The organism is Cryobacterium sp. HLT2-28, from assembly GCF_004402495.1.
GTDB lineage: Bacteria > Actinomycetota > Actinomycetes > Actinomycetales > Microbacteriaceae > Cryobacterium > Cryobacterium mannosilyticum.
In genome coordinates, this window is the sequence record NZ_SOFH01000017.1 from 1 (window position 1) to 21,560 (window position 21,560).

Here is a 21,560-nt window from a genome sequence, read left to right on the forward strand (position 1 = left end):
AACACCCTCCGCCTTCGATTAACAGCGTCCACGCCGGGCCAGTCCGATCTGACTAGACGTGTACCGCTACCGACAATCGATTAGGACTCACTCATCTAGCCGCTGTCCTCACAGAGGGCCTGCACCAGTCGTTCGAGGCGCACCAGGCCGGTGTACCGGCCCGCGTTGTCGGTCGCCAGCAGCGGCTCGAACCGGGTCCCGGCATCCCGGGTCATGGCCCGATTGAGAGCCTCAGTCAACGGGGTGTCGAGGTTGACCCTCATGCCGGGGCTGAGCACGCCCAGCTGCGAAGCGTCGGCGTCGAGGACCGCGGTCGGCCGGTGGAACTCGTCGAGGAGCACGACGGATCTCAGTCGCGGATCGGCCGTGAAGGCGGCCGCTGCCTCGACCACACTCGTGGCCGTCGGCACAGGTTCGAGGAAGTCCCGGACGACCCGTTTTCGGGCGGGAGTGCTTCGCCCGGCCAGGCGAAGAGCCACGTCCTGGTCGATCCCGGCCCAGGCCGGGGCCGGCCGGGCCAGCACGTAGCCCTGCACGAGCGGGACGCCGAGCTCGGCCAGGGCGTCGAGCTCGTCCACGCGCTCGACCCCCTCTGCCAGCAGCCAGGCGTCGACGCGGCCGGCAAACGTGCCGATCATCTCGATCAGGGCCCGCTTCGCTTCGTCACGGTCGACGTCCTCGACCAGGGCGCGGTCGAGCTTGATCAACGAGGGCCGGATGGCCAGCAGGTGGCGCAGGCCGGCATAGCCGGCTCCCGCGTCGTCCACGGCGATCAGGCCCCCGGCGGCCCGGAGCCGGTCCAGGTCGGGCTCGAGCGCCAGATATGACTCGATCCGGGCCTGTTCGGTCAGCTCGACGATCAGGCCGGACAGGTCGCCCTCATCGCGCCAGACCTCGCGCACGCTCTCGGTGGAGAGCAGATCGGGCGACACGTTGACCGTGAGGAAGCAGTTCGCCGGCAGCGTCGGCCTCGACCGGAGGGCGGTGCGGAGCGCGAGAACCTCCAGGTCCTCCGCCCGCCCGTGGGCGCGGGCAGCGCGGAACCAGGTTTCGGGGTTGCCTTCGGTGAAGCCGGTGAACCGGGTCAGCGCCTCGTAGCCGACGACGGCGCCACGCCGGGTGTCGACGATCGGCTGGAACACCGTCGACACTCCCTCGCCGCGGCAGGCCGCCGCCAGCATGGCGTCCCAGTCAGCGGGGACGGGCTGCGCGCCGGCGTCCGCCGGACTGCCCGGCACCCTGTCTAACCGACCGTGACGACGGCCGCACGCACGGCCTGGTCCAGTTCGGGCGACACCTCGGCCAGACCGTGGGCAGTCGCGGCGTGCGCCGCCACCGTGAAGAGGAGCTAGTCCTCGGTTGAACACACCCAGCGGGCCTCACAGCCCGGCACGACGTCCCCGCATGCGAATGACTTCATCAGTGTCCCTTTCAGAGTTCGGGTTGCGTCGTCACGCGACGAACGCATCCAAGACACTGTCGGCAGGCAACCGACGACGGTAAGCGGCCGACCGGCTCACTCGGGTGCCCGGCTTGTGCGGGGCTGCGGAAAGTCCGTCCAGATCACGCGCCATCGACGGGCGAGAGTCCCGACATGCCCTGAACGGCCCGCACGATGCCGAGTCCGTCGGTCTCGACATCCTCCATATAGAGCGTTCCCGTGATGATCGCCTGGTCTCGGGACTCGAAGATCGCAACACCGCGCGCTTCAAAGGACCGGCCGTCGATTCGCGTGCCGGACCAGGTCCATTCGCACCAGGTCGTCGCACCGTCCTGGACCACCCGCCCGAGCTCCGCTCGGAAGTCGGGAATCCCCGCGAACATCGCATGCCAGTTGGCCCGCACGTGGGCGCTCCCCACGAAAGTGCGATCCGGATGGGCCGGCTGAAAGCTCCGGTAGTCGGGATGGAAGAGCGCCAGCATCCTGTCCAGGTCGTGGTCGTTGACCGCGGCCACCAGCGTGGCAATGCTGACGCTCATCTCTCCTCCTGAAGCGGTCCTGCCGGGCCTTGTCGTGGTTAGAAGTCCCAGTCGGCGTCTTCCGTGTTGACGGCCTTGCCGATGACGTAGGAGGAACCCGACCCGGAGAAGAAGTCGTGGTTCTCGTCCGCGTTCGGCGAGAGCGCCGACAGGATGGCCGGGTTCACGTCGGTGACGGCCTTCGGGAACATGGCCTCGTAGCCGAGGTTCATCAGCGCCTTGTTGGCGTTGTAGTGCAGGAACTTCTTGACGTCCTCGGTCAGGCCGACCTCGTCATAGAGGTCCTGCGTGTACTGCACCTCGTTCTCGTAGAGCTCGTACATGAGCTCGAAGGTGTAGTTCTTCATCTCCTCGCGGCGCTCCGGCGTGGCCGCCTCGAGCCCCTTCTGGTACTTGTAGCCGATGTAGTAGCCGTGCACCGCTTCATCCCGGATGATCAGACGGATGAGGTCGGCTGTGTTCGTCAGGCGCGCGCGGCTGGAGAAGTACATCGGCAGGTAGAAGCCCGAGTAGAACAGGAACGATTCGAGCAGCACCGAGGCGACCTTGCGCTTGAGCGGGTCGTCGCCCTGGTAGTAGTCCATGACGATCTCGGCCTTGCGCTGCAGGTTCACGTTCTCCGTCGACCAGCGGAACGCCTCGTCGATCTCCTTCGTCGACGCCAGCGTCGAGAAGATCGAGGAGTAGCTCTTCGCGTGCACCGATTCCATGAATGCGATGTTCGTGTAAACGGCCTCTTCGTGCGGGGTGATCGCATCCGGAATCAGGGAGACGGCGCCCACCGTGCCCTGGATCGTGTCGAGCAGGGTGAGACCCGTGAACACCCGCATGGTGAGCTGCTGCTCGACCGGGGTGAGCGTGTTCCAGGACTGCACGTCGTTGGAGAGCGGGATCTTCTCCGGCAGCCAGAAGTTGTTCGTGAGCCGGTTCCAGACCTCGACGTCTTTCTCGTCTTCGATCTTGTTCCAGTTGATCGCATCGACGTGCGAGACGAGCTTGAGCTTGTCAATCATGAGTTGTTCCTTTTTTGGCCACACACAGCAAATTTCACTTCCAGAATCCTCACAGCGACTCACTCATAGTGCACAGGAGACGCAGCCTTCCACCTCTGTGCCTTCGAGAGCCATCTGGCGCAGACGGATGTAGTAGATGGTCTTGATGCCCTTCTTCCACGCGTAGATCTGTGCGCGGTTGATGTCGCGGGTCGTGGCGGTGTCCTTGAAGAACAGCGTCAGGGACAGGCCCTGGTCCACGTGCTGCGTGGCAGCGGCGTAGGTGTCGATGACCTTCTCGTAGCCGACTTCGTAGGCATCCTGGTAGAACTCGGTGTTGTCGTTCGTCATGAACGGCGCCGGATAGTAGACGCGACCGAGCTTGCCTTCCTTGCGGATCTCGATCTTCGACGCGATCGGGTGGATCGATGCGGTCGAGTTGTTGATGTAGGAGATCGACCCGGTCGGCGGCACGGCCTGCAGGTTCTGGTTGTAGATGCCGTGTTCCATGACGGATGCCTTGAGCTCTGCCCACTCGGCCTGCGTGGGAATGTGCACGTCGGCCTGCGCGAACAGCTCGGCGCCGCGCGCGGTGGCCGGCTCCCAGACCTGGTCGGTGTACTTGTCGAAGAACGCGCCGGACGCGTAGGTGGAGTCCTCGAAGCCGACGAAGGCGTGGCCGCGCTCGACGGCCAGCGTGTTGGAGGCGCGGAGGGCATGGAACAGCACCGTGTAGAAGTAGATGTTGGTGAAGTCGATGGCCGCTTCGCTGCCGTAGTACACCCGCTCACGGGCAAGGTAACCGTGCAGGTTCATCTGGCCCAGGCCGATGGCGTGCGACTTGTCGTTGCCGTCTTCGATCGAACGCACGGAGGAGATGTGGCTCTGCTCGGAGACCGAGCTGAGGCCGCGGATGGCGGTCTCGACGGTCTTGCCGAAGTCGGGCGAGTCCATCGACAGGGCGATGTTCATCGACCCGAGGTTGCAGGAGATGTCCTTGCCGATCTGGTCGTAGGACAGGTCCTCGTTGTACGTGGTCGGCGTGTTGACCTGGAGGATCTCCGAGCACAGGTTGGACATGTTGATGCGGCCCTTGATCGGGTTCGCCGCGTTGACGGTGTCTTCGAACATGATGTACGGGTAGCCGGACTCGAACTGGATCTCTGCGAGCGTCTGGAAGAAGTCGCGGGCCTTCATCTTGGACTTCTTGATCCGCGAGTCGTCGACCATCTCGTGGTACTTCTCGCTGACGGAGATGTCCGCGAACGGCACTCCGTAGACGCGTTCGACGTCGTAGGGCGAGAACAGGTACATGTCCTCGTCCTTCTTGGCCAGCTCGAAGGTGATGTCGGGCACGACGACGCCGAGGGACAGCGTCTTGATCCGCACCTTCTCGTCGGCGTTCTCCCGCTTGGTGTCGAGGAAGCGCATGATGTCGGGGTGGTGGGCGTGCAGGTAGACCGCGCCGGCACCCTGGCGGGCACCGAGCTGGTTCGCATAGCTGAAGGAGTCTTCGAGCAGCTTCATCACGGGGATGATTCCGCTGGACTGGTTCTCGATCTGCTTGATCGGCGCGCCGGACTCACGGATGTTGCTGAGCAGCAGCGCGACGCCGCCGCCGCGCTTCGAGAGCTGCAGCGAGGAGTTGATGCCGCGGGAGATCGACTCCATGTTGTCTTCGATGCGGAGCAGGAAGCAGGAGACGAGTTCGCCGCGCTGGGCCTTGCCCGAGTTGAGGAACGTCGGAGTGGCCGGCTGGAAACGGCCGGCGATGATCTCCTCGACGAGGGCGATCGCCAGCTTCTCGTCGCCCTGGGCGAGGCCCAGGGCGGTCATCACGACGCGGTCTTCGAAGCGCTCGAGGTAGCGCTTGCCGTCGAAGGTCTTCAGCGTGTACGAGGTGTAGTACTTGAATGCGCCGAGGAAGGTCTGGAAGCGGAACTTCTTCGAGTAGGCCAGGTCGTTGAGGCTGGTGATGAACTCGAACGAGTACTGGTCCAGCACGGCCTGCTCGTAGTACTCCTTCTCGACCAGGTAGTCGAGGCGCTCGCGCAGGCTGTGGAAGAACACCGTGTTCTGGTTGACGTGCTGCAGAAAGTATTCCCGCGCCGCCTCACGGTCCTTGTCGAACTGGATTTCCCCGTTCGGGCCGTACAGGTTGAGCATGGCGTTGAGGGAGTGATAGTCCATCACCAGGCCGGGGGCCGGGTGAGTCATCGTCTTCACGGCTGTTGCTTCCAAAATTCTTCCAATCCGTCATGAACGATGCGCACATCATCCGGAGTTCCAAGTACTTCAAATCGATACATGTGAGGCACCTTGCACTTCGCGGCGATGATGTCGCCGGCGACGCAGAAGGCCGTGCCGAAGTTTGTGTTGCCCGCGCCGATGACCCCGCGGATGAGCGACCGGTTGTGCTCGTCGTTCAGGAATCTGATCACCTGTTTGGGCACCGCGCCCTTGGTCTCGCCGCCACCATAGGTCGGCACCACCAGGACGTACGGTTCGCTGACCCGCAACGGTTCGTCGCGCGCGTAGAGCGGGATGCGGGCCGCGGCGCGGCCCAGCTTCTCAACGAAGCGGTGCGTGTTGCCCGAGGTGCTGGAGAAATAGACGATATCGGTCACTGAACACCCCCTTCGTGTGTGCATGACAGTCGTGCGTGCCTGAGCGGCGCGCTGGAAGCCGCGGCCTGAGCCGGGCGGTCAGGCGAGGCGCTGTGCGAGTTCGTTGATCTTGTCGGGGCGGAAGCCCGACCAGTGGTCCTCGTCGGTGATGACGACGGGAGCCTGCAGGTAGCCCAGGGCCTTGACGGCTTCGAGGGCGTTCTCGTCGACCGAGAGGTCGAGGATCTCATATTCGATGCCCTTGTTGTCCAGGGCGCGGTAGGTCGCCGTGCACTGCACGCAGGAGGGCTTGGTGTAGACCGTGATTGCCATGGGAAGGGCCTTTCTCGTCGTTCAGGAATCAGTATTCAAACTCAGTATTCAAACTCAGTGCTCAAAATCGGTTTTCATGTGAAATCTGAAGTTCAAGGCGTGCTGTGTTGAACTTTTATACTACATGTAGTGATCGGAAATGGGAATGGCCACTACATGCAGTAATTACAATTATGTAGTTATCCACCGACATTCCACCGGTTGTGCACAGCCCGGCGGATGCAACAACGCCCATTCTCCGCGGCATGCGGCGAAGTTATCCACAGGCCGGCCCCCGGCCGAAGTTTCCCCCTGTGGAAACAGAAACGGCGTGTCGTGATTCCTGGTCGCGCCGCACGGCCGCCGCCCGCACGGTTGCCGCACCGGTCGCCGCACCGATCGTTCGTGGCGCACCTTCGGCGACCCGGCGCACCCTGCAACGTGCGCCGGCTTCCCAAAGGTGCGCCGCGACTTTCGAGCCTGGCCGCAGCAGCAGCCCGACCAGGGGAACACCCCGGCCCCGACGGCACCGGTTCCGTCAGGCCCGCGGCACGCCGCGCTCGCTCAGGAACCGGTGGAAGAGGGTGGGCGAGAACGCGGTGTCCCAGTCCCAGCGGTCGAAGCTGTCGGAGTGCCTCCGCAAGGCGTCCTCTCGGCGTTTCTCCTGCCACACCACTTCCCCGGGGTCCCGCCCCGCAAGCACTCTGCCGCGGGTGTACTTGTGCTTTCCGTCGAACTCACCGATCTTGCGAATCCTCCGCCAGTAGTAGTCGACCCAGTAGTCGCTTCCGTCGACGTTCAGGAAGGGCACCTGCAGCTCGGGCACCTCGAATCCGAGTTGGAAGATCCGCACCCGGCTCAACGATTCCCCGCCGTTTGCCGACCGCCCATTCCCGAACTCGATCGCCCGGTCGGCCTGCCGGGCGCCGAACCGCGGGTTGACGGTCGCGAGTTCGGCGAACAGGTGGGCTTTGGTCAGGGCGGCAGGCAGGACGATGCCGCGCCGCGCCCCACTGGCCACGCGTTCCTGGTCGACACGGAGGGCATGATCGATCATCACGACCCCCGTGAGAAAGCTCGTGGCCGCGGCAACGTCGACGAGGGTTCGGGCAAGGGAGGTGACGTGAATCCCGGCGATCACCTCGATCTGCGGAGCCGGCGCCCCGCGATGACTGGTCGTGTGACGCGCAGTGCCGCCACCGGAGGCGTCGGGGTTGAGCGTATGCACCACGGGCGGCCAGGACCCGATGACCGGCAGGCCGTGCATCGCGGCAGCCGACAGGTGGGAGACCACCGCCGGTCGCTCGGCCGAAGCCACCGTCGCCCGCGTGAAAAGGCGGTAACGCTCGTCGGGGTCGGCGGAACGCCACACCTCGCCCGGCACGTAGACTCCCCGGCGCGGGCGCACCAGCGACCCTCCCCGCACCAGCACCCCGACCGCGTGCGAGGTGAAGCCGCTCTCCCGCAACGCCGCGGCGGGGATGAGCCCGTCGTGCCGCGCACTGACGGCGTCGAGCAGGTCGGACCTGAGGGCATTTCGGATAACAGTCATCCGCCACAGTGGTTCTGGCCGGCGCCCCGGCACGGTGCACCGTCGCATCCGTGGACAAGTCAGACGGATGCCGCCCTGTGGACAACCGCGCTCCCCGAGCTCTCGCGCAGTCGTTCCCTGTCCTGGCGCACCTTGCGGAAGCGGGCGCACTCTCTACCGCGCGCCGCGTGTCCAAGGGTGCGCCGCGAGCCGCTGAAGCGCCGCGGCAACGGCGGGGGTCGCGGGCCGGGCGCGCGGAAAGGGCCGGCCCCCGAGGGGACCGGCCCTTTCTGCCTGCGCTGTGAGGCTGGCCGCTACTTGGTCAGCGGGGACAGCTTCGGGTCGTTCGCGTATGCCTCGGCCGCGTTGGCCTTGGTCACGATGACCGGGGGGAGCAGGAAGGCGGGCACGATCTTCTTGCCGTTGTCGTACGACTTGGTGTCGTTGACCTCGGGGGTCTCGCCCTTCTGCAGGACCTTGGCCATGTCGATGGCCTGCGCCACGAGAACACGGGTGTCCTTGTTGATGGTGGAGTACTGCTCACCGGCCATGATCGACTTGACGGACTCCGCCTCGGAGTCCTGACCCGTCACGACGGGGATCGGCTTGCCGGCGGCCTTCACCGAGGTGATGACAGCGCGGGCGAGGGTGTCGTTCGGGGAGAGAACGCCATCGATGGCCTTGTCACCGTACGTGCTGGTGAGGAGCGAGTCCATCCGGCTCTGCGCGTTCTCGGCCTTCCAGCCGGCGGTCGCGGTCTGCTTGATGTCGGTCTGGCCCGAGGCGACGACGAGGGTGCCGTCATCGATCTTCGGCTGCAGCACGCTCATCGCGCCGTTGAAGAAGACCGGGGCGTTGGCGTCGTCCGAGGAACCGGAGAACAGCTCGATGTTGTACGGGCCGGCCGGCTTCTTCGCCTTGAGACCGTCCAGCAGCGCCTGGCCCTGGAGTTCACCCACCTTGAAGTTGTCGTAGGCGACGTAGTAATCGACGTCGGCGGTGTTCAGGATGAGCCGGTCGTAGGCGATCACGATCGCGCCGGCGTCGTGGGCCGCCTTGACCTGGGTGCCGAGCTGGCCACCGTCGGCGGCGCCGATGATGATGACCTTGGCACCCTTGGTGACCATGGCCGAGATCTGGTCCTGCTGGTCCTTGACCGTGGTCGAGGCGCCGGCATACTGCACGTCGCCCTTGAACCCGGCGGCCTTGAGGCCGTCTTCGAACAGCCCGCCGGCGAGGACCCAGTTCTCAGAGGTCTTCGAGGGGAGAGCGATGCCGATGAGCGAATCGGCGGGGAATCCGGCAGCAGCGCTGGATCCGCCCGTCGTGTCGGTGCGGGTCGAGCAACCCGACAGCGCCATCAAGGCGACCGCGGCAATCGCGGTGGTCGTAAGGAGTTTTCGCATTGTCAATCACTTTCTGTGGGAGAGGTTGGTGCAGGGAAGGGTGAAGCGACGCCCGGAAACGGGCGGGGTCAGGTGGAGACGTCCGACGGCCGCGCGGTGTCCGGCGTGCCGGAGGTCGGGACCACGGCCGGTGGTTCGGCGGGGAACTCGCCCGTCTTGTTCTTGCGGGTCAGGAACCCGATCAGCGAAGGCCGGCCCTGGCTCTTGTTCCAGACGTCGACACCCACCGCGATCAGGAGCACCAGGCCCTTGATGATCTGCACCCGGTCGGCGCCGACACCGAGCAGCTGCAGCCCGTTGTTCAGCACGGCCATGACCAGGCCACCGACGATGGAGCCCGTCACGGTGCCGATACCGCCCGAGACGGCCGCGCCGCCGATGAACACTGCCGCGATCGCGTCGAGTTCCCAGCTCAGGCCGTCCTGGGGTCCGGATGCCACCGAGCGGGCGACGAAGATCATGCCGGCCAGCGAGGCCAGGATCGACATGTTCATCATCACGAGGAAGTTGACCCGGCGGGACTTGACGCCCGACAGTTCGGCTGCGAGCTTGTTACCGCCGACCGCGTAGACGTGACGGCCGAAGATCGTGTTGCGGGTGATGAATGAGTAGAAGAGCACGAGGACGCCGAGGATGATGCCCGACACCGGGAAACTCGTGCCGACCCGGCCACCGGCGAACAGCACCGTCGCGTAGATCACGACCGCGTCGAGAAGCACGACCTTCAGGATGCTGACCCAGAGTGGCGCGGGCTCGGAACCCATGATCTTCTGCACGCGGCGGGCGCGCCATTCGACCATAACGACGGCCACGACGATGATCAGGCCGAGCAGCAGGGTGAAGTTGTTGTACCCGGTGAACGGGCCCACCTCCGGAAGGTAGCCGGAGCCGATCGTGGTGAAGCCTTCGGGGACCGGAACGGTGTTCGCGTTGCCGATGACCTGGTTGCCACCTCGCCAGATGAGCATTCCGGCGAGGGTGACGATGAAGGCCGGCACACCGATGTAGGCGACCCAGAAGCCCTGCCAGGCGCCGATCAGCGCCCCGACGGCGAGTCCGAGGAGGATCGCCAACGGCCAGGGCAGGTTCCATTCCTGCATGGCGGTGGCCACCACGATGCCCGCGAATGCGGCGACGGAGCCGACCGACAGGTCGATGTGGCCGGCGATGATCACCATCACCATACCGATCGCGAGGATCAGGATGTAGGAGTACTGACTGACCAGGTTGATCAGGTTCCCTGAGGAGAGGGTCAGCCCGTTGGTGAGGAATTGGAAGAGCACGACGATGGCGATCAGGCTGAACAGGATGCCGAACTGGCGCACGTTGGAACTGCCGCCGCCGAAGATCTTCTTCAGGTCCCTGAGGCCGCCCCGGGGACTCGTGTCTGCGCTCATATGCTGTGAACCTTCTTCCTTGCGGAGGTCATACTTTTCATCAGGGTTTCCGGGTCGGCCGTTTCGGCCGGGATGCAGTCGGTGATCGCGCCTTCGAAGACGGTGTAGATCCGGTCGGCCAGGCCGAGCAGCTCGGGGAGTTCGGAGGAGATCAGGATGACTCCCTTTCCCTGCGCCGCCAGCTCCTGGATGATGCCGTAGATCTCGTACTTGGCGCCGACGTCGATGCCTCGGGTCGGTTCGTCGAGGATGAGCAGGTCAGGGTCGGTGAACATCCACTTGGCCAGGACCACCTTCTGCTGGTTGCCGCCCGAGAGCTTGTTGACGCCGGCGTCGACGCTGGGCGTCTTGATCCGGAGGCTGGTGCGGTAGCGCTCGGCGATCGCGTACTCCTTCGAGTCGTTGACGACCGGGCCCGCCGAGATCTTGGACAGCTTCGCGGACACGATCGACCGCTTGATGTCATCGAGCAGGTTGAGTCCGAGCGCCTTGCGGTCCTCGCTCACGTAGGCGAGGCCGTGGTCGATGGCCTCGGCCACGTTGCGCAACTCGATCTCCTTGCCGTCCTTGAACACCTGCCCCGAAAGGAAGTTGCCATAGGACCGCCCGAAGATGCTCATCGCGAGCTCGGTGCGGCCGGCGCCCATCAGCCCCGCTATGCCGACGATCTCGCCCTTGCGAACGGTGAGGCTGGAGTTCTTGACGACCATCCGCTCGGCGACCTGCGGGTGCTGCACGTTCCAGTTGCGCACCTCGAAGAAGACGTCGCCGATGTGCGGCGTGCGGTCGGGGAACCGGCTTTCCAGGCTGCGGCCGACCATCCCGCGGATGATCCGATCCTCGTTGACACCGTCCGCGACCACGTCGAGCGTCTCAATCGTCAGGCCGTCCCGGATGATCGTGATCGAGTCGGCGACCTGTTCGATCTCGTTGAGTTTGTGGGAGATCATGATCGAGCTGATGCCCTTGCCCTTGAGACCCCGGATGAGGTCGAGCAGGTGCTGGGAATCGGCCTCGTTCAGGGCCGCGGTCGGCTCATCGAGGATGAGGACCTTGACCGACTTGTTGAGCGCCTTCGCGATCTCCACGAGCTGCTGCTTGCCGACGCCGATGTTCTTGATCAGGGTGTCGGGGTCGTCTCGGAGGCCGACCCGGGCGAGCAGCTCGAGAGCCGTCTTCTTGGCGGTGATCCAGTCGATCGCTCCCCACTTCGTGGGCTCATTGCCGAGGAAGATGTTCTCGGTGATCGACAGCTCGGGGACCAGCGCGAGCTCCTGGTGGATGATCGCGATCCCGGCGGCCTCGCTCGAGCGGATGTCCTTGAAGTGCATGACCTGGCCCTGGTAGACGATGTCGCCCGAGTAGGTGCCGTAGGGGTAGACGCCGGAGAGGACCTTCATCAGGGTGGACTTGCCGGCTCCGTTCTCGCCGCAGATCGCATGGATCTCGCCGGCCCTGACCGTGAGCGACACGTTCGAGAGCGCCTTGACGCCGGGGAATTCCTTGGTGATCGCACGCATCTCGAGGATGATTGGTTCAGCGGACATGGCCGGCCTCCCCACCGCGGCGTGACTGGCCGGGCGACGTCGGAGACAGGTCAGATGTGGCCCCGTGAAGCGCGTCGGCGGAAGTCGTGCGGGCAGCCCCGGGCGGTTGTACTAGTGTTCTCACAGCTTGACCTCGATGTCGTGTCACTGACCTTGACCACGGCCAACTCAATGTGACCGATCACATTGTTTATGTTTGCGTGCGACCCGCGCGCTGTCAAGGGAAAGTTAGTCACGCTTGGGTAACGCCCGGCCAGAGCTGGTTCCGCGGGTGCGGACCGGCCCTCGCCCCGTTGATTTGATAAAGACGGATCGTACTCCCCAGTGGCCGTCACGGCTAGCGGATGCGCCCACGCCCCGCGCGCAGAAGGGCCCGGTGTCGACGACACCGGGCCCTTCTCCACTGACTGGTCAGCGACCGCCGGAGCGGCGCTTGTTGTAGACGTCGAACGCCACGGCCGCCAGGAGCACGAGACCCTTGATCAGCTGCTGGTATTCCGTGCCGACGCCGAGGATCGACATGCCGTTGTTCAGCAGCCCGATGATCAGACCACCGATGATGGCGCCGGTGACGGTGCCGATGCCGCCCGTGACGGCGGCACCACCGATGAAGACCGCGGCGATGGCGTCGAGTTCGAAACCGTCACCGGCCTTCGGGTTGGCCAGGTTCAGCTGGGCGGTGAAGATGAGCCCGGCGAGGGCGGAGATGACACCCATGTTCACGAACAGCATGAACGTGACGCGCTTGGTCTTGATGCCCGACAGGGCGGCGGCGTTGAGGTTGCCGCCGATCGCGTACACATGCCGCCCGAAGACGCTGTTGGCCATCACCGCCGCGTAGACGACCGTGAGCAGGCCGAGGACGACGAGCACGATCGGGGTGCCACGGTAGCTGGCGAGCAGGTAGGTGATGAAGAGGATGATGCCGGCCGTGAAGACGAGCTTGAGGATGAACCAGGCGAACGGCTCGTCCTCGACGTCGTACTTCTTGCGGGCCAGGCGAGAACGGATGCCCTGGGCGACCAGGAGCGCCGTCGCCAGCAGTCCGATACCCATCGTGAGAGGCTCGAGCAGAGTCGTTCCGCCGCCCAGGTCAGGCAGGAATCCGCTGCCGAGTGCGCGGAACTCGTCCGGGAACGGGGAGATCTGCTGGTTCTGCAGGGCGATCTGGGTGAGGCCGCGGAAGGTGAGCATGCCGGCCAGGGTGACGATGAAGGCCGGTATCCCGAAGTAGGCGATCCAGAACCCCTGCCACACTCCGACCACCGCGCCGACGCCGAGGCAGAGCACGATGGCGGCCCACCACGGGATGTTCCACTGCGTGATCATCACACCAGCCATGGCGCCGACGAAGGCGACGACGGAACCGACCGACAGGTCGATGTGGCCGGCGATGATGACCATCACCATCCCGACGGCCAGGATCAGGATGTAGCTGTTCTGCACGATCAGGTTCGACACGTTGATCGGCTTGAGCGTGATGCCGCTCGTCGCGATCTGGAAGAAGATGGTGATCGCGAGAAGGGCGATGATGAGGCCGACTTGGCGAAGCTGGCTGCCAAGGTAATTAAGTGCAGATCTGAACGCGCTCATCGGTTGTCCTTCTCCCTTTCCTGAGTCATGTGTTGCATAAGGTATTCGGCGGTCGCCTGACCGCGGGGTACGTCAGCCGTGATGCGCCCCTCGAAGATCGTGTAGATCCGGTCGCAGATGCCGATCAGCTCCGGCAGCTCGGACGAGATGACGATCACACCCTTGCCGTCGTCGGCGAGTTTGTTGATGATCCCGTAGATCTCGTACTTGGCGCCGACGTCGATGCCGCGGGTCGGCTCGTCGAGGATGAGGACATCCGGGTCGGAGAACATCCACTTCGACAGCACGACCTTCTGCTGGTTGCCGCCCGAGAGCTTGCCGGCCAGGGCCTCGACGCTGGGGGCCTTGATGTTCATGCTCTTGCGGTAGCCCTCGGCGACGACGATCTCCTGGTTGGAGTCCACCCAGCCGCGCTTCGAGATCTTGTGCAGCGACACCAGCGAGATGTTCCGCTTGATGTCTTCGATCAGGTTCAGGCCGTAGCGCTTGCGGTCCTCCGTGGCGTAGGCGAGGCCGTGGTCGATCGCGGCCGCCACCGTGCTGGTGTCGACGAGGGCGCCGTTCTTGTAGACCTTGCCCGAGATGTTGTGGCCGTAGCTATGGCCGAACACGCTCATCGCGAGTTCGGTGCGGCCCGCGCCCATCAGCCCGGCGATGCCGACGATTTCGCCGGCCCTGACCGAGATGTTGGCGTCCTTGACGACCTTGCGCTGGTGGTCCAGCGGGTGGTAGACGTTCCAGTCCTCGACCCGGAGGAGCTCCTCGCCGATGTGCGGCGTGTGGTCCGGGTAGCGGCTGCCGAGGTCACGGCCGACCATCCCCTTGATGATGCGTTCTTCCGAGATGTCGTCGGTGTGCATGTCGAGGGTTTCGATCAGCTTGCCGTCACGGATGATGGTGACCTCGTCGGCGACGGCCTTGATCTCGTTCAGCTTATGGCTGATCATGATCGACGTGATGCCCTGGCCCTTGAGATGCTTCATCAGGTCCAGCAGGTGCGCGGAGTCCTCGTCGTTCAGGGCGGCGGTCGGCTCGTCCAGGATGAGGAGCTTCACCTCCTTGGAGAGCGCCTTGGCGATCTCGACGAGCTGCTGCTTGCCGACGCCGATGTCGCGCACCTTGGTGATCGGGTTGTCCTTGAGGCCGACCCGGGCGAGCAGTTTCGCGGCCTCGAGGTTGGTCTTGTTCCAGTCGATCCAGCCGCCCGACTGCTGCTCGTTGCCGAGGAAGATGTTCTCGGCGATGGACAGGAAGGGGCTCAGTGCGAGTTCCTGGTGGATGATGACCACGCCGGTGGCTTCGGATTCGTTGATCGATTTGAAGGCGACGGTCTCGTTTTCGAAGACGATTTCACCGTCGTAGGTGCCGGCCGGGTAGACCCCCGATAGCACCTTCATGAGGGTGGATTTTCCTGCGCCGTTCTCACCGCAAATCGCGTGAATATGGCCCCGCTGCACCGCGAGGGAGACGTCCTGAAGCGCTTTGACTCCGGGGAAGGTTTTCGTGATGCTGCGCATCTCGAGAATATTTGTGGTCACCGTTACTTCTTCTTCCGGTGGTAGGGGTGAGGGTAGTGGCGGCGTCTCCGCCGCCACTACCCGGTGTGGGAGAAAACCTACTTGAGGTCTGCTTCGGTGTAGTACCCGGTGTCGATCAGGAGTTCCTTGTAGTTGTCCTTCGTGACGACCTTGGGCGGGAACAGGTAGGTCGGGACGATCTTGACCTTGTTGTCGTAGCTCTTGGTGTCGTTTACCTCAGGGGTCCTGCCGTTGAGCAGGTCGTCGGCCATCTTCACGGCTTCGTCGCCCAGCAGGCGAGTGTCCTTGTAGATGGTGGAGTACTGCTGGCCGGCGATGATCGACTTGACCGAGGCCGCTTCCGCGTCCTGGCCGGTGACGATCGGGAGGGCATTGGTGGCGTAACCGGAGCTGGTCAGCGCCGAGATGATGCCGATCGAGAGACCGTCGTACGGGGACAGGACGCCGTCAACCTTGCTGCCGTCGGAGTACGTGCTGGCAATGAGGTTCTGCATCCGCTTCTGGGCGGTCGCCGGGTCCCAGCGCAGGGTTGCCACCTGGGTGAAACCGACCTGGCCGCTTTTGACGACGACGACGCCCTTGTCAATGAACGGCTTGAGGGTGTCCATCGCGCCATTGAAGAAGAACGTGGCGTTGTTGTCGTCAGGGCTGCCCGCGAACAGTTCGACGTTGAACGGGCCGGTCGCGCCGGTGTCCTTGCCGTCCTTGTCGAGAACGCCGAGTCCGGTGAGCAGGCTCGTGGCCTGCTGAACGCCGACCTCGTTGTTGTCGAAGGTCGTGTAGTAGTCGACGTTCTTGTTGCCGTTGATCAGCCGGTCGTACGCGATGACCTTGACGCCGGACTTGGCGGCCTGGTCGAGCTGGTCGCTGAGGGCGGTGCCGTCGATGGAGGCGATGATGAGGACCTTGGCGCCCTTGGTCAGCATGTTGCTGATCTGCTGCACCTGGTTCGGGATCTTGTCGTCGCCGTATTCAAGGTCGACCTTATAGCCGAGCTTCTCGAGCGAGGCCTTGACGGCGTCGCCGTCCTTGATCCAGCGGGAGGAGGTCTTGGTCGGCATGGCAACCCCGACGAGGGCACCCTTGTTGGCTCCGGCCGTGTCGTCAACCGTCGTGGTGCCGCCACGGGTTCCGCCGGAGCAGGCCGCGAGGGAGAGTGCAAGTCCGATGGCAGCGATGCCGGCGAGGACCTTACGTGTCTTCACTGATTTACCTTTCGTGTTTCTGTATCAACTCTGATTGCAGTTGGTGGTGGGTGCTGATGGGTGTGATTACAGGCCTTGTGCCAGTCGGTAGTAGGCCTGGTTCCAGCGCACCTCGCGGGTGAAGTCCCGCAGGGTGGTGGTCTTGTCGATCACGAGAAGCTCGGTGCGAGCGATCTCGGCGAAATCGTGGAACACCTCGATGCCGACGGCGGTCGACATCACGGTGTGGTGGGCGGCTCCGGCGGTGAGCCAGGCTGCGGCGGAGGTGGCGAAGTCGGGCTCGGGGCTCCAGACGGCACGGCCGACCGGGAGCTTGGGGAGCGCCTCGGTGGGTTCGACGACCTCGACGACGTTCGCGACGAGACGGAACCGGTCGCGCATGTCGCTCATCGCGACGACCACGGCGGGGCCGGGGTCGGCGTTGAAGACCAGGCGAACGGGGTCTTCGCGGCCGCCGATGCCGAGCGGGTGGATCTCGAGGGTCGGCCGGGCACTCGAGAGTGCGGGGTTGACCTCGAGCATGTGGGCGCCGAGGATGAGCTCCGCCCCGGGGGTGAGGTCGTAGGTGTAGTCCTCCATCAGGCTCGCACCGCCGGGGAGACCCGCGCCCATCACGCTGGCGACGCGCACGAGGACGGCCGTCTTCCAGTCGCCCTCGGCGCCGAAGCCGTAGCCCTGTTCCATCAGTCGCTGCACGGCGAGGCCGGGCAGCTGGCGGAGGGCGCCCAGGTCTTCGAAGCTGGTGGTGAAGGCGCTGAAGCCGCCGGCCTCGAGGAAGGACTTCAAGCCGATTTCGATCGCGGCGCCGTAGCGGAGCGAGTCGTTGCGCTCTCCGCCCCGGCGAAGTTCGGGGGCCACGTCGTAGAGGTCCTCGTATTCGGCGACGAGGGCGTCGATGTCGGCATCCGTTGCCGCGTGCACGGCATCGGCGAGTTCGTTGACGGGCCAGGTGTTCACCTGCACGCCGAACCGGAGTTCGGCTTCGGTCTTGTCGCCCTCGGTGACGGCGACGTAGCGCATGTTGTCGCCGAAGCGGGCGAGCTTCATGCTGCGGGCCGCGGCCCAGCCGGCCGCGGCGCGGGTCCAGGTGCCGATCTGGTGGGTGACGGCCGGGTTCGACACGTGGCCGACGACGGTCTTGCGGGAAACCCCGAGGCGGGTCTGGATGTAGCCGAACTCCCGGTCGCCGTGGGCGGCCTGGTTGAGGTTCATGAAGTCGAAGTCGATCTCGCTCCACGGCAGTTCGACGTTGGCCTGGGTGTGCAGGTGCAGGAGGGGCTTCGTCAGCGCGTCGAGGCCCGAGATCCACATCTTCGCCGGGGAGAAGGTGTGCATCCAGGCGATCAGGCCGATCACGTGGTCGGCGGAGTTCGCGTCGAGCGCGGCCCGGCGGATCGACTCGGAGTCCTTGAGGACGGGCTTCCAGACGATCTTCACGGGCACATCGCTGGACGCGCCGAGGGCGTCGGCGATGGCCTTGGACTGCTCGGCGACCTGGCGCAGCGTTTCCTCACCGTAGAGGTTCTGGCTGCCGGTGAGGAACCAGACCTCGTAGTGGTCGAGGGTCGTGGAGAGAGTAGGCATTACTTGAGTGCTCCTTGCGGTGCTTGTCCGTAGACGTTCTGGTAGCGGGTGAAGAGGGAATCGATCGCGGCCTGCGGGATGGGGATGAGTTTGCCGCCCTGGCGGGCGATGTGTACGGTGCGGGCCACGTCTTCGACCATGACAGCAGCCTTGACGGCGTCGCGGGCATCCTTACCGATCGTGAACGGGCCGTGGTTCTGCATCAGCACGGCCCGGGAGCGGTGCCCGGTCAGGGCTTCGACGATGCCGCGGCCGATGGTGTCGTCGCCGATGATCGCGAACGTTCCGACCGGCACGGGGCCGCCGAACTCGTCGGCCATGGCGGTGATCACGCAGGGGATCGCCTCGCCGCGGGCTGCCCACGCGGTCGCGTAGGTGGAGTGCGTGTGCACGACGCCGCCGACCTCGGGCATGTGCCGGTAGACGTAGGCGTGGGCGGCGGTGTCGCTGGACGGGGACCGGTCCGATCCGGGGGTGCCTTGGATCACGTTGCCGCCCAGGTCGCAGAGGATCATGTTTTCCGGCGCGAGGTCGGCGTAGTCGACGCCGCTGGGCTTGATCACGAACAGGTCGGCTCCCGGCACGCGGCCGGAGACGTTGCCGCCGGTCCAGACGACCAGATCGTTGCGGGTGAGCTCCGCGTGCAGCCGGGCGATGTCGTCGCGGAGCCGGGCGACGGCCACCTCGATCCTTGGTCCGAACGAGCTCATGCGGGCACCGCCTCGGCGCCGGCGGCCACCGGCGCGACGGCGCCCGGCGCGAGGGCGTCGCGCCGCAGGGCCTTGAGCCGGTGCATCACATCGTTGGCGCCGCGGCCGAAGTAGTCGTGCAGCAGCGAGTACTCCGCGAACAACGTGTCGTAGGCGGTCGCCGACTCTTCGTTCGGGGTGTAGACGTTTCTGTTGAGCTTGCCCATCGCCTTCCCGGCTGCTCGCACATCGGCGTAGGCGCCGGCGGCGACGGCCGCGTGGATGGCCGAGCCGAGCGCTGGCCCCTGGTCGCTCGCGATGGTGGAGATCGGCATCCGCAGGATGTCGCTGTAGGTCTGCATGAGGAAGCTGTTCCTCAGCAGCCCGCCGGCGACGATGAACTCGGTGACCGGCACCCCGCTCGCGTTGAACGTCTCGACGATGGTGCGGGCGCCGAACGCGGTGGCCTCGAGCAGGGCCCGGTAGATCTCTTCCGGGCGAGTGGTGAGGGTCGCGCCGAGCACGAGTCCGGAGAGCTGGTGGTCGACGAGCACGGAGCGGTTGCCGCTGTGCCAGTCGAGGGCGACGAGCCCGTGGCCGCCGACCGGCTGGTCGCGGACCAGCTCGGTGAGGTACTGGTGCACGCTCAGCCCGGCATCCTTCGCGGCCTCGTGGCAGCGCGGCGGAACCTGGTTGGCGACGTACCAGGCGAAGATGTCGCCGACGCCGGACTGGCCGGCCTCATAGCCGTAGAGCCCGGAGACGATGCCGCCGTCGACGACGCCGCACATGCCGGGGACTTCGGCGAGGTGGTCGGAATTCATCACCTGGCAGGTCGAGGTGCCCATGATCGCGACCATCTGGCCGGGCTCGACCGCCTGGGCGGCGGGGGCGGTGACGTGGGCGTCGACGTTGCCGACGGCCACGGCGATGCCTTCCGGCAGGCCGGTCCAGGCGGCGGCCTCCTTCGACAGGGTGCCGGCGGATGCTCCGAGCTGGCCGATCTCGTGGGCGACCTTTTCCGTCGCGAACTGCGCGAACGCGGGGTTGAGGGCGGCGAGGAACTCCTCGCTCGGGTAGGCGCCGTCCTGCAGGATGCCCTTGTACCCGGCGGTGCAGGCGTTGCGCACGTAGTTCCCGGTGAGCTGCCAGACGATCCAGTCGGCGGCCTCCACCCAGTGGTCCATCCGGTTGTACAGTTCGGGGTCTTCCTCGAGCAGCTGCAGACCCTTGGCGAACTCCCACTCGCTCGAGATGAGTCCGCCGTAGCGCGGCAGCCAGCTCTCGCCCCGGCTGGCGGCCAGCTCGTTGATGCGGTCGGCCTGGCGCTGCGCGGCGTGGTGCTTCCACAACTTGACGTAGGCGTGCGGCCGGTCGGCGTACTCGGGCAATTCGTTCAGGGGCGTGCCGTCGGCGAGCACCGGCACCATGGTGCAGGCGGTGAAGTCGGTGCCGACGCCGATCACGAGCGCCGGATCGATACCCGCGGCAGCGATCGCGGCGGGCACAGCGCTCTTCAGCACGGCCACATAGTCCGCCGGAACCTGCAGCGCCCACTCGGGCGGGAGGACCGCTCCGGTGACGGCGAGGACGGTGTCCATCACGGCGTGCGGGTAGTCGAGCACGGCCGATCCGAGTTCGACTCCGTCGGAGACGCGCACGACGACAGCGCGACCGGACAGGGTCCCGTAGTCGATCCCGATGACGTAGCTCTCGTCGCCTGCCTGTGCCGGCGGCTGCTCGGTCGTGCTCACGAAATCGACTCCCTTGTCTGGCTGGTGCTGCGCCTGCCCGGGTGGTTCTCGGACCGGATGTGACAGTCGAATGTGATCGGTCACATTCGATGGTCTTATGTTAGTCCCACTAACGACTCCGGTGTCAAGTCCGATTTGCGTCGACTTGAGAACGGTCCCCCCAGTCCGGGGTTGGGCGGTTTCTCGGCCGACCGGGCGCGGCATCCGCTCGCTCCGGTGCGGCTTCATCGTCAGGGCGCGCCGGTTTCGGCAGGCCGCCCCCGCCCCAAGGTGGCGGCCTGCCGAAACCGGCGTGGGCTCAGAAGGCCGGCGGCGCCGTCGACTCGCGCACGATCAGCCGCGGCATGATCGGATCGCGGTCGACGATGGGCTCACCGCCCGGGAGATTGCTCAGTAGCAGGGCGATGCAGCGGCGGCCGAGTTCGCCGAAGTCCTGCCGCACCGTGGTCAGCGGCGGCCAGAAGTGCGCCGCCTCGGGGATGTCGTCGAAGCCCACGATGCTGATGTCCCGCGGGATGCCCAGGCCGGCGTCCCTGGCCGCGTGCATGAGCCCGAGCGCCATCTGGTCGTTCGAGGAGAAGATCGCGGTGAAATCGCGGCGGCCGAAAAGCTCCCGCCCCGCGTGGTAGCCGAAGTCCGCGGTCCAGTCGCCGAGGATCGGAGCCGTCGTGGGGACATCCATCGCCCCCATCTCATCGAGGAAGCCGCGCATCCGCGCCTCCGCCTCGATCCAGTCCTGCGGGCCGGCCAGGTGGTAGATCCGCCGGTGGCCGAGGTCGATCAAGTGCCGGGTGGCAAGCCGGGCGCCGGCGATCTGGTCGACCGACAGGGCGTGGTCGTCGAGATGGCCGGTTGACTGCAACGACACGAAGGGCACCGTGATCGAGAGTTGCTCGAGCACGTCGAAGACCCGCACCTGGGGTGCGATCACCACGATTCCCTCCACGGCCTGCAGCATCAGGTGCATGAGGGCCGCCTCGATCGACTCCTGGTCGACCGTGGTCAGGTTCGCGGTGTTGACGTAGTACCCGGCTTCCCGTGCCGCGTCCTGGATCGCCGCAATGCTGCTGGCGGGTCCGTACTCGGAACTCTGCGCCGAGAGGATCCCGATCGTGCGGGATCGCCCGCGGGAGAGTGCCCGCGCCGCACGGTTCGGCCGGTACTGGAGGTCTTCCATGACCTGGAGTACGCGGGCCTTGGTCGTCTCACGAATGCTCGGGTGGTTGTTCAGAACGCGCGACACGGTCTGGTGGGAGACCCCGGCCAGGCGGGCCACATCCCGGATGCTGGGCGCCCGCACCTTGGGCAGATTCTCTGTCACGTAACGACCTTGTTCACATGTGCACGGTCACAAACGTGAACGCATATCAATTATGCACACCTGGCCGCCGGTCGGAAAGCACGGTGTGACAGTCACATTGCCGGG

At 65.4% G+C, this 21,560-nt stretch carries 17 protein-coding genes and 1 pseudogene; all 18 read right to left on the bottom strand.

The features are described from left to right. Nucleotides 1-95 precede the first annotated feature (95 nt). The 18 genes and pseudogenes from E3O48_RS06820 to E3O48_RS06905 all read right to left on the bottom strand — a co-directional run bounded on the left by E3O48_RS06820 (nt 96) and on the right by E3O48_RS06905 (nt 21,455). Nucleotides 96-1,238, bottom strand: a complete 1,143-nt coding sequence (locus E3O48_RS06820; protein ID WP_241982434.1) for an EAL domain-containing protein — start codon at nt 1,236-1,238, stop codon at nt 96-98. 5 nt (nt 1,239-1,243) lie between these two features. Next, a pseudogene (locus E3O48_RS06825) lies at nt 1,244-1,468 on the bottom strand (DUF1059 domain-containing protein). A 95-nt stretch (nt 1,469-1,563) separates the two neighbouring features. Continuing rightward, entirely contained in the window at nt 1,564-1,980 is a 417-nt protein-coding gene (locus E3O48_RS06830; protein ID WP_134537828.1) for a nuclear transport factor 2 family protein, read from the bottom strand. 38 nt (nt 1,981-2,018) lie between these two features. Further along, the gene (gene nrdF / locus E3O48_RS06835) at nt 2,019-2,993 is read right to left on the bottom strand and encodes a class 1b ribonucleoside-diphosphate reductase subunit beta (RefSeq protein WP_134508909.1); all 975 of its coding nucleotides are present in this window, start codon (nt 2,991-2,993) and stop codon (nt 2,019-2,021) included. A 63-nt stretch (nt 2,994-3,056) separates the two neighbouring features. After that, a complete protein-coding gene (nrdE, locus tag E3O48_RS06840) occupies nt 3,057-5,189 on the bottom strand; it encodes a class 1b ribonucleoside-diphosphate reductase subunit alpha (RefSeq protein ID WP_134537931.1) in 2,133 nt (710 codons plus the stop codon). 5 nt (nt 5,190-5,194) lie between these two features. Further along, the gene (gene nrdI / locus E3O48_RS06845) at nt 5,195-5,599 is read right to left on the bottom strand and encodes a class Ib ribonucleoside-diphosphate reductase assembly flavoprotein NrdI (RefSeq protein WP_166788639.1); all 405 of its coding nucleotides are present in this window, start codon (nt 5,597-5,599) and stop codon (nt 5,195-5,197) included. A gap of 78 nt (nt 5,600-5,677) precedes the next feature. Then, nucleotides 5,678-5,911 carry a glutaredoxin-like protein NrdH gene (gene nrdH, locus E3O48_RS06850; protein WP_134363478.1) on the bottom strand — a complete coding sequence of 78 codons (234 nt, stop codon included), beginning with the start codon at nt 5,909-5,911 and terminating at the stop codon, nt 5,678-5,680. Nucleotides 5,912-6,428: 517 nt separating this feature from the next. Further along, on the bottom strand, nt 6,429-7,442 hold the full coding sequence (locus E3O48_RS06855; protein WP_134537829.1) for a hypothetical protein: 1,014 nt from the start codon (nt 7,440-7,442) through the stop codon (nt 6,429-6,431). A 293-nt stretch (nt 7,443-7,735) separates the two neighbouring features. Next, a complete protein-coding gene (locus tag E3O48_RS06860; RefSeq protein WP_134508403.1) occupies nt 7,736-8,827 on the bottom strand; it encodes a sugar-binding protein in 1,092 nt (363 codons plus the stop codon). Nucleotides 8,828-8,895: 68 nt separating this feature from the next. Then, nucleotides 8,896-10,224: a multiple monosaccharide ABC transporter permease gene (gene mmsB / locus E3O48_RS06865; RefSeq protein WP_134508401.1), complete on the bottom strand. Its 1,329-nt coding sequence runs from the start codon at nt 10,222-10,224 to the stop codon at nt 8,896-8,898. After that, nucleotides 10,221-11,771, bottom strand: coding sequence for a multiple monosaccharide ABC transporter ATP-binding protein (gene mmsA / locus E3O48_RS06870; RefSeq protein ID WP_134537830.1), 1,551 nt, complete (start codon nt 11,769-11,771; stop codon nt 10,221-10,223). Before mmsA (E3O48_RS06870) ends, mmsB (E3O48_RS06865) begins: the two co-directional genes overlap by 4 nt. Nucleotides 11,772-12,182: 411 nt before the next feature. Then, a complete protein-coding gene (gene mmsB, locus E3O48_RS06875; RefSeq protein ID WP_134508397.1) occupies nt 12,183-13,364 on the bottom strand; it encodes a multiple monosaccharide ABC transporter permease in 1,182 nt (393 codons plus the stop codon). After that, complete coding sequence (mmsA, locus tag E3O48_RS06880; protein WP_370249440.1) at nt 13,361-14,881, bottom strand: multiple monosaccharide ABC transporter ATP-binding protein; 1,521 nt, start codon at nt 14,879-14,881, stop codon at nt 13,361-13,363. The genes mmsB (E3O48_RS06875) and mmsA (E3O48_RS06880) overlap by 4 nt, the downstream gene beginning before the upstream one ends. 98 nt (nt 14,882-14,979) lie before the next feature. Next, nucleotides 14,980-16,107, bottom strand: coding sequence for a multiple monosaccharide ABC transporter substrate-binding protein (gene chvE / locus E3O48_RS06885; RefSeq protein ID WP_134537832.1), 1,128 nt, complete (start codon nt 16,105-16,107; stop codon nt 14,980-14,982). Nucleotides 16,108-16,173: 66 nt separating this feature from the next. Continuing rightward, on the bottom strand, nt 16,174-17,691 hold the full coding sequence (araA, locus tag E3O48_RS06890; protein WP_134537833.1) for an L-arabinose isomerase: 1,518 nt from the start codon (nt 17,689-17,691) through the stop codon (nt 16,174-16,176). After that, a complete protein-coding gene (locus E3O48_RS06895; protein WP_134508389.1) occupies nt 17,691-18,401 on the bottom strand; it encodes an L-ribulose-5-phosphate 4-epimerase in 711 nt (236 codons plus the stop codon). Before E3O48_RS06895 ends, araA begins: the two co-directional genes overlap by 1 nt. After that, nucleotides 18,398-20,134, bottom strand: coding sequence for a ribulokinase (gene araB, locus E3O48_RS06900; protein ID WP_134537834.1), 1,737 nt, complete (start codon nt 20,132-20,134; stop codon nt 18,398-18,400). Before araB ends, E3O48_RS06895 begins: the two co-directional genes overlap by 4 nt. Before the next feature lie 298 nt (nt 20,135-20,432). Then, complete coding sequence (locus E3O48_RS06905) at nt 20,433-21,455, bottom strand: LacI family DNA-binding transcriptional regulator (RefSeq protein ID WP_134537835.1); 1,023 nt, start codon at nt 21,453-21,455, stop codon at nt 20,433-20,435. Nucleotides 21,456-21,560: the final 105 nt, after the last annotated feature.

Excerpts from the sequence above, each read along its gene's own strand:
- E3O48_RS06860 (WP_134508403.1), bottom strand. The coding sequence starts at position 8,827 with ATGCGAAAACTCCTTACGACCACCGCGATTGCCGCGGTCGCCTTGATG.
- E3O48_RS06895 (WP_134508389.1), bottom strand. The coding sequence starts at position 18,401 with ATGAGCTCGTTCGGACCAAGGATCGAGGTGGCCGTCGCCCGGCTCCGC.
- mmsA (WP_370249440.1), bottom strand. The coding sequence starts at position 14,881 with ATGCGCAGCATCACGAAAACCTTCCCCGGAGTCAAAGCGCTTCAGGAC.
- araA (WP_134537833.1), bottom strand. The coding sequence starts at position 17,691 with ATGCCTACTCTCTCCACGACCCTCGACCACTACGAGGTCTGGTTCCTC.
- mmsB (WP_134508397.1), bottom strand. The coding sequence starts at position 13,364 with ATGAGCGCGTTCAGATCTGCACTTAATTACCTTGGCAGCCAGCTTCGC.
- mmsB (WP_134508401.1), bottom strand. The coding sequence starts at position 10,224 with ATGAGCGCAGACACGAGTCCCCGGGGCGGCCTCAGGGACCTGAAGAAG.
- nrdH (WP_134363478.1), bottom strand. The coding sequence starts at position 5,911 with ATGGCAATCACGGTCTACACCAAGCCCTCCTGCGTGCAGTGCACGGCG.
- mmsA (WP_134537830.1), bottom strand. The coding sequence starts at position 11,771 with ATGTCCGCTGAACCAATCATCCTCGAGATGCGTGCGATCACCAAGGAA.
- E3O48_RS06830 (WP_134537828.1), bottom strand. The coding sequence starts at position 1,980 with ATGAGCGTCAGCATTGCCACGCTGGTGGCCGCGGTCAACGACCACGAC.
- E3O48_RS06855 (WP_134537829.1), bottom strand. The coding sequence starts at position 7,442 with ATGACTGTTATCCGAAATGCCCTCAGGTCCGACCTGCTCGACGCCGTC.
- nrdE (WP_134537931.1), bottom strand. The coding sequence starts at position 5,189 with ATGACTCACCCGGCCCCCGGCCTGGTGATGGACTATCACTCCCTCAAC.
- nrdF (WP_134508909.1), bottom strand. The coding sequence starts at position 2,993 with ATGATTGACAAGCTCAAGCTCGTCTCGCACGTCGATGCGATCAACTGG.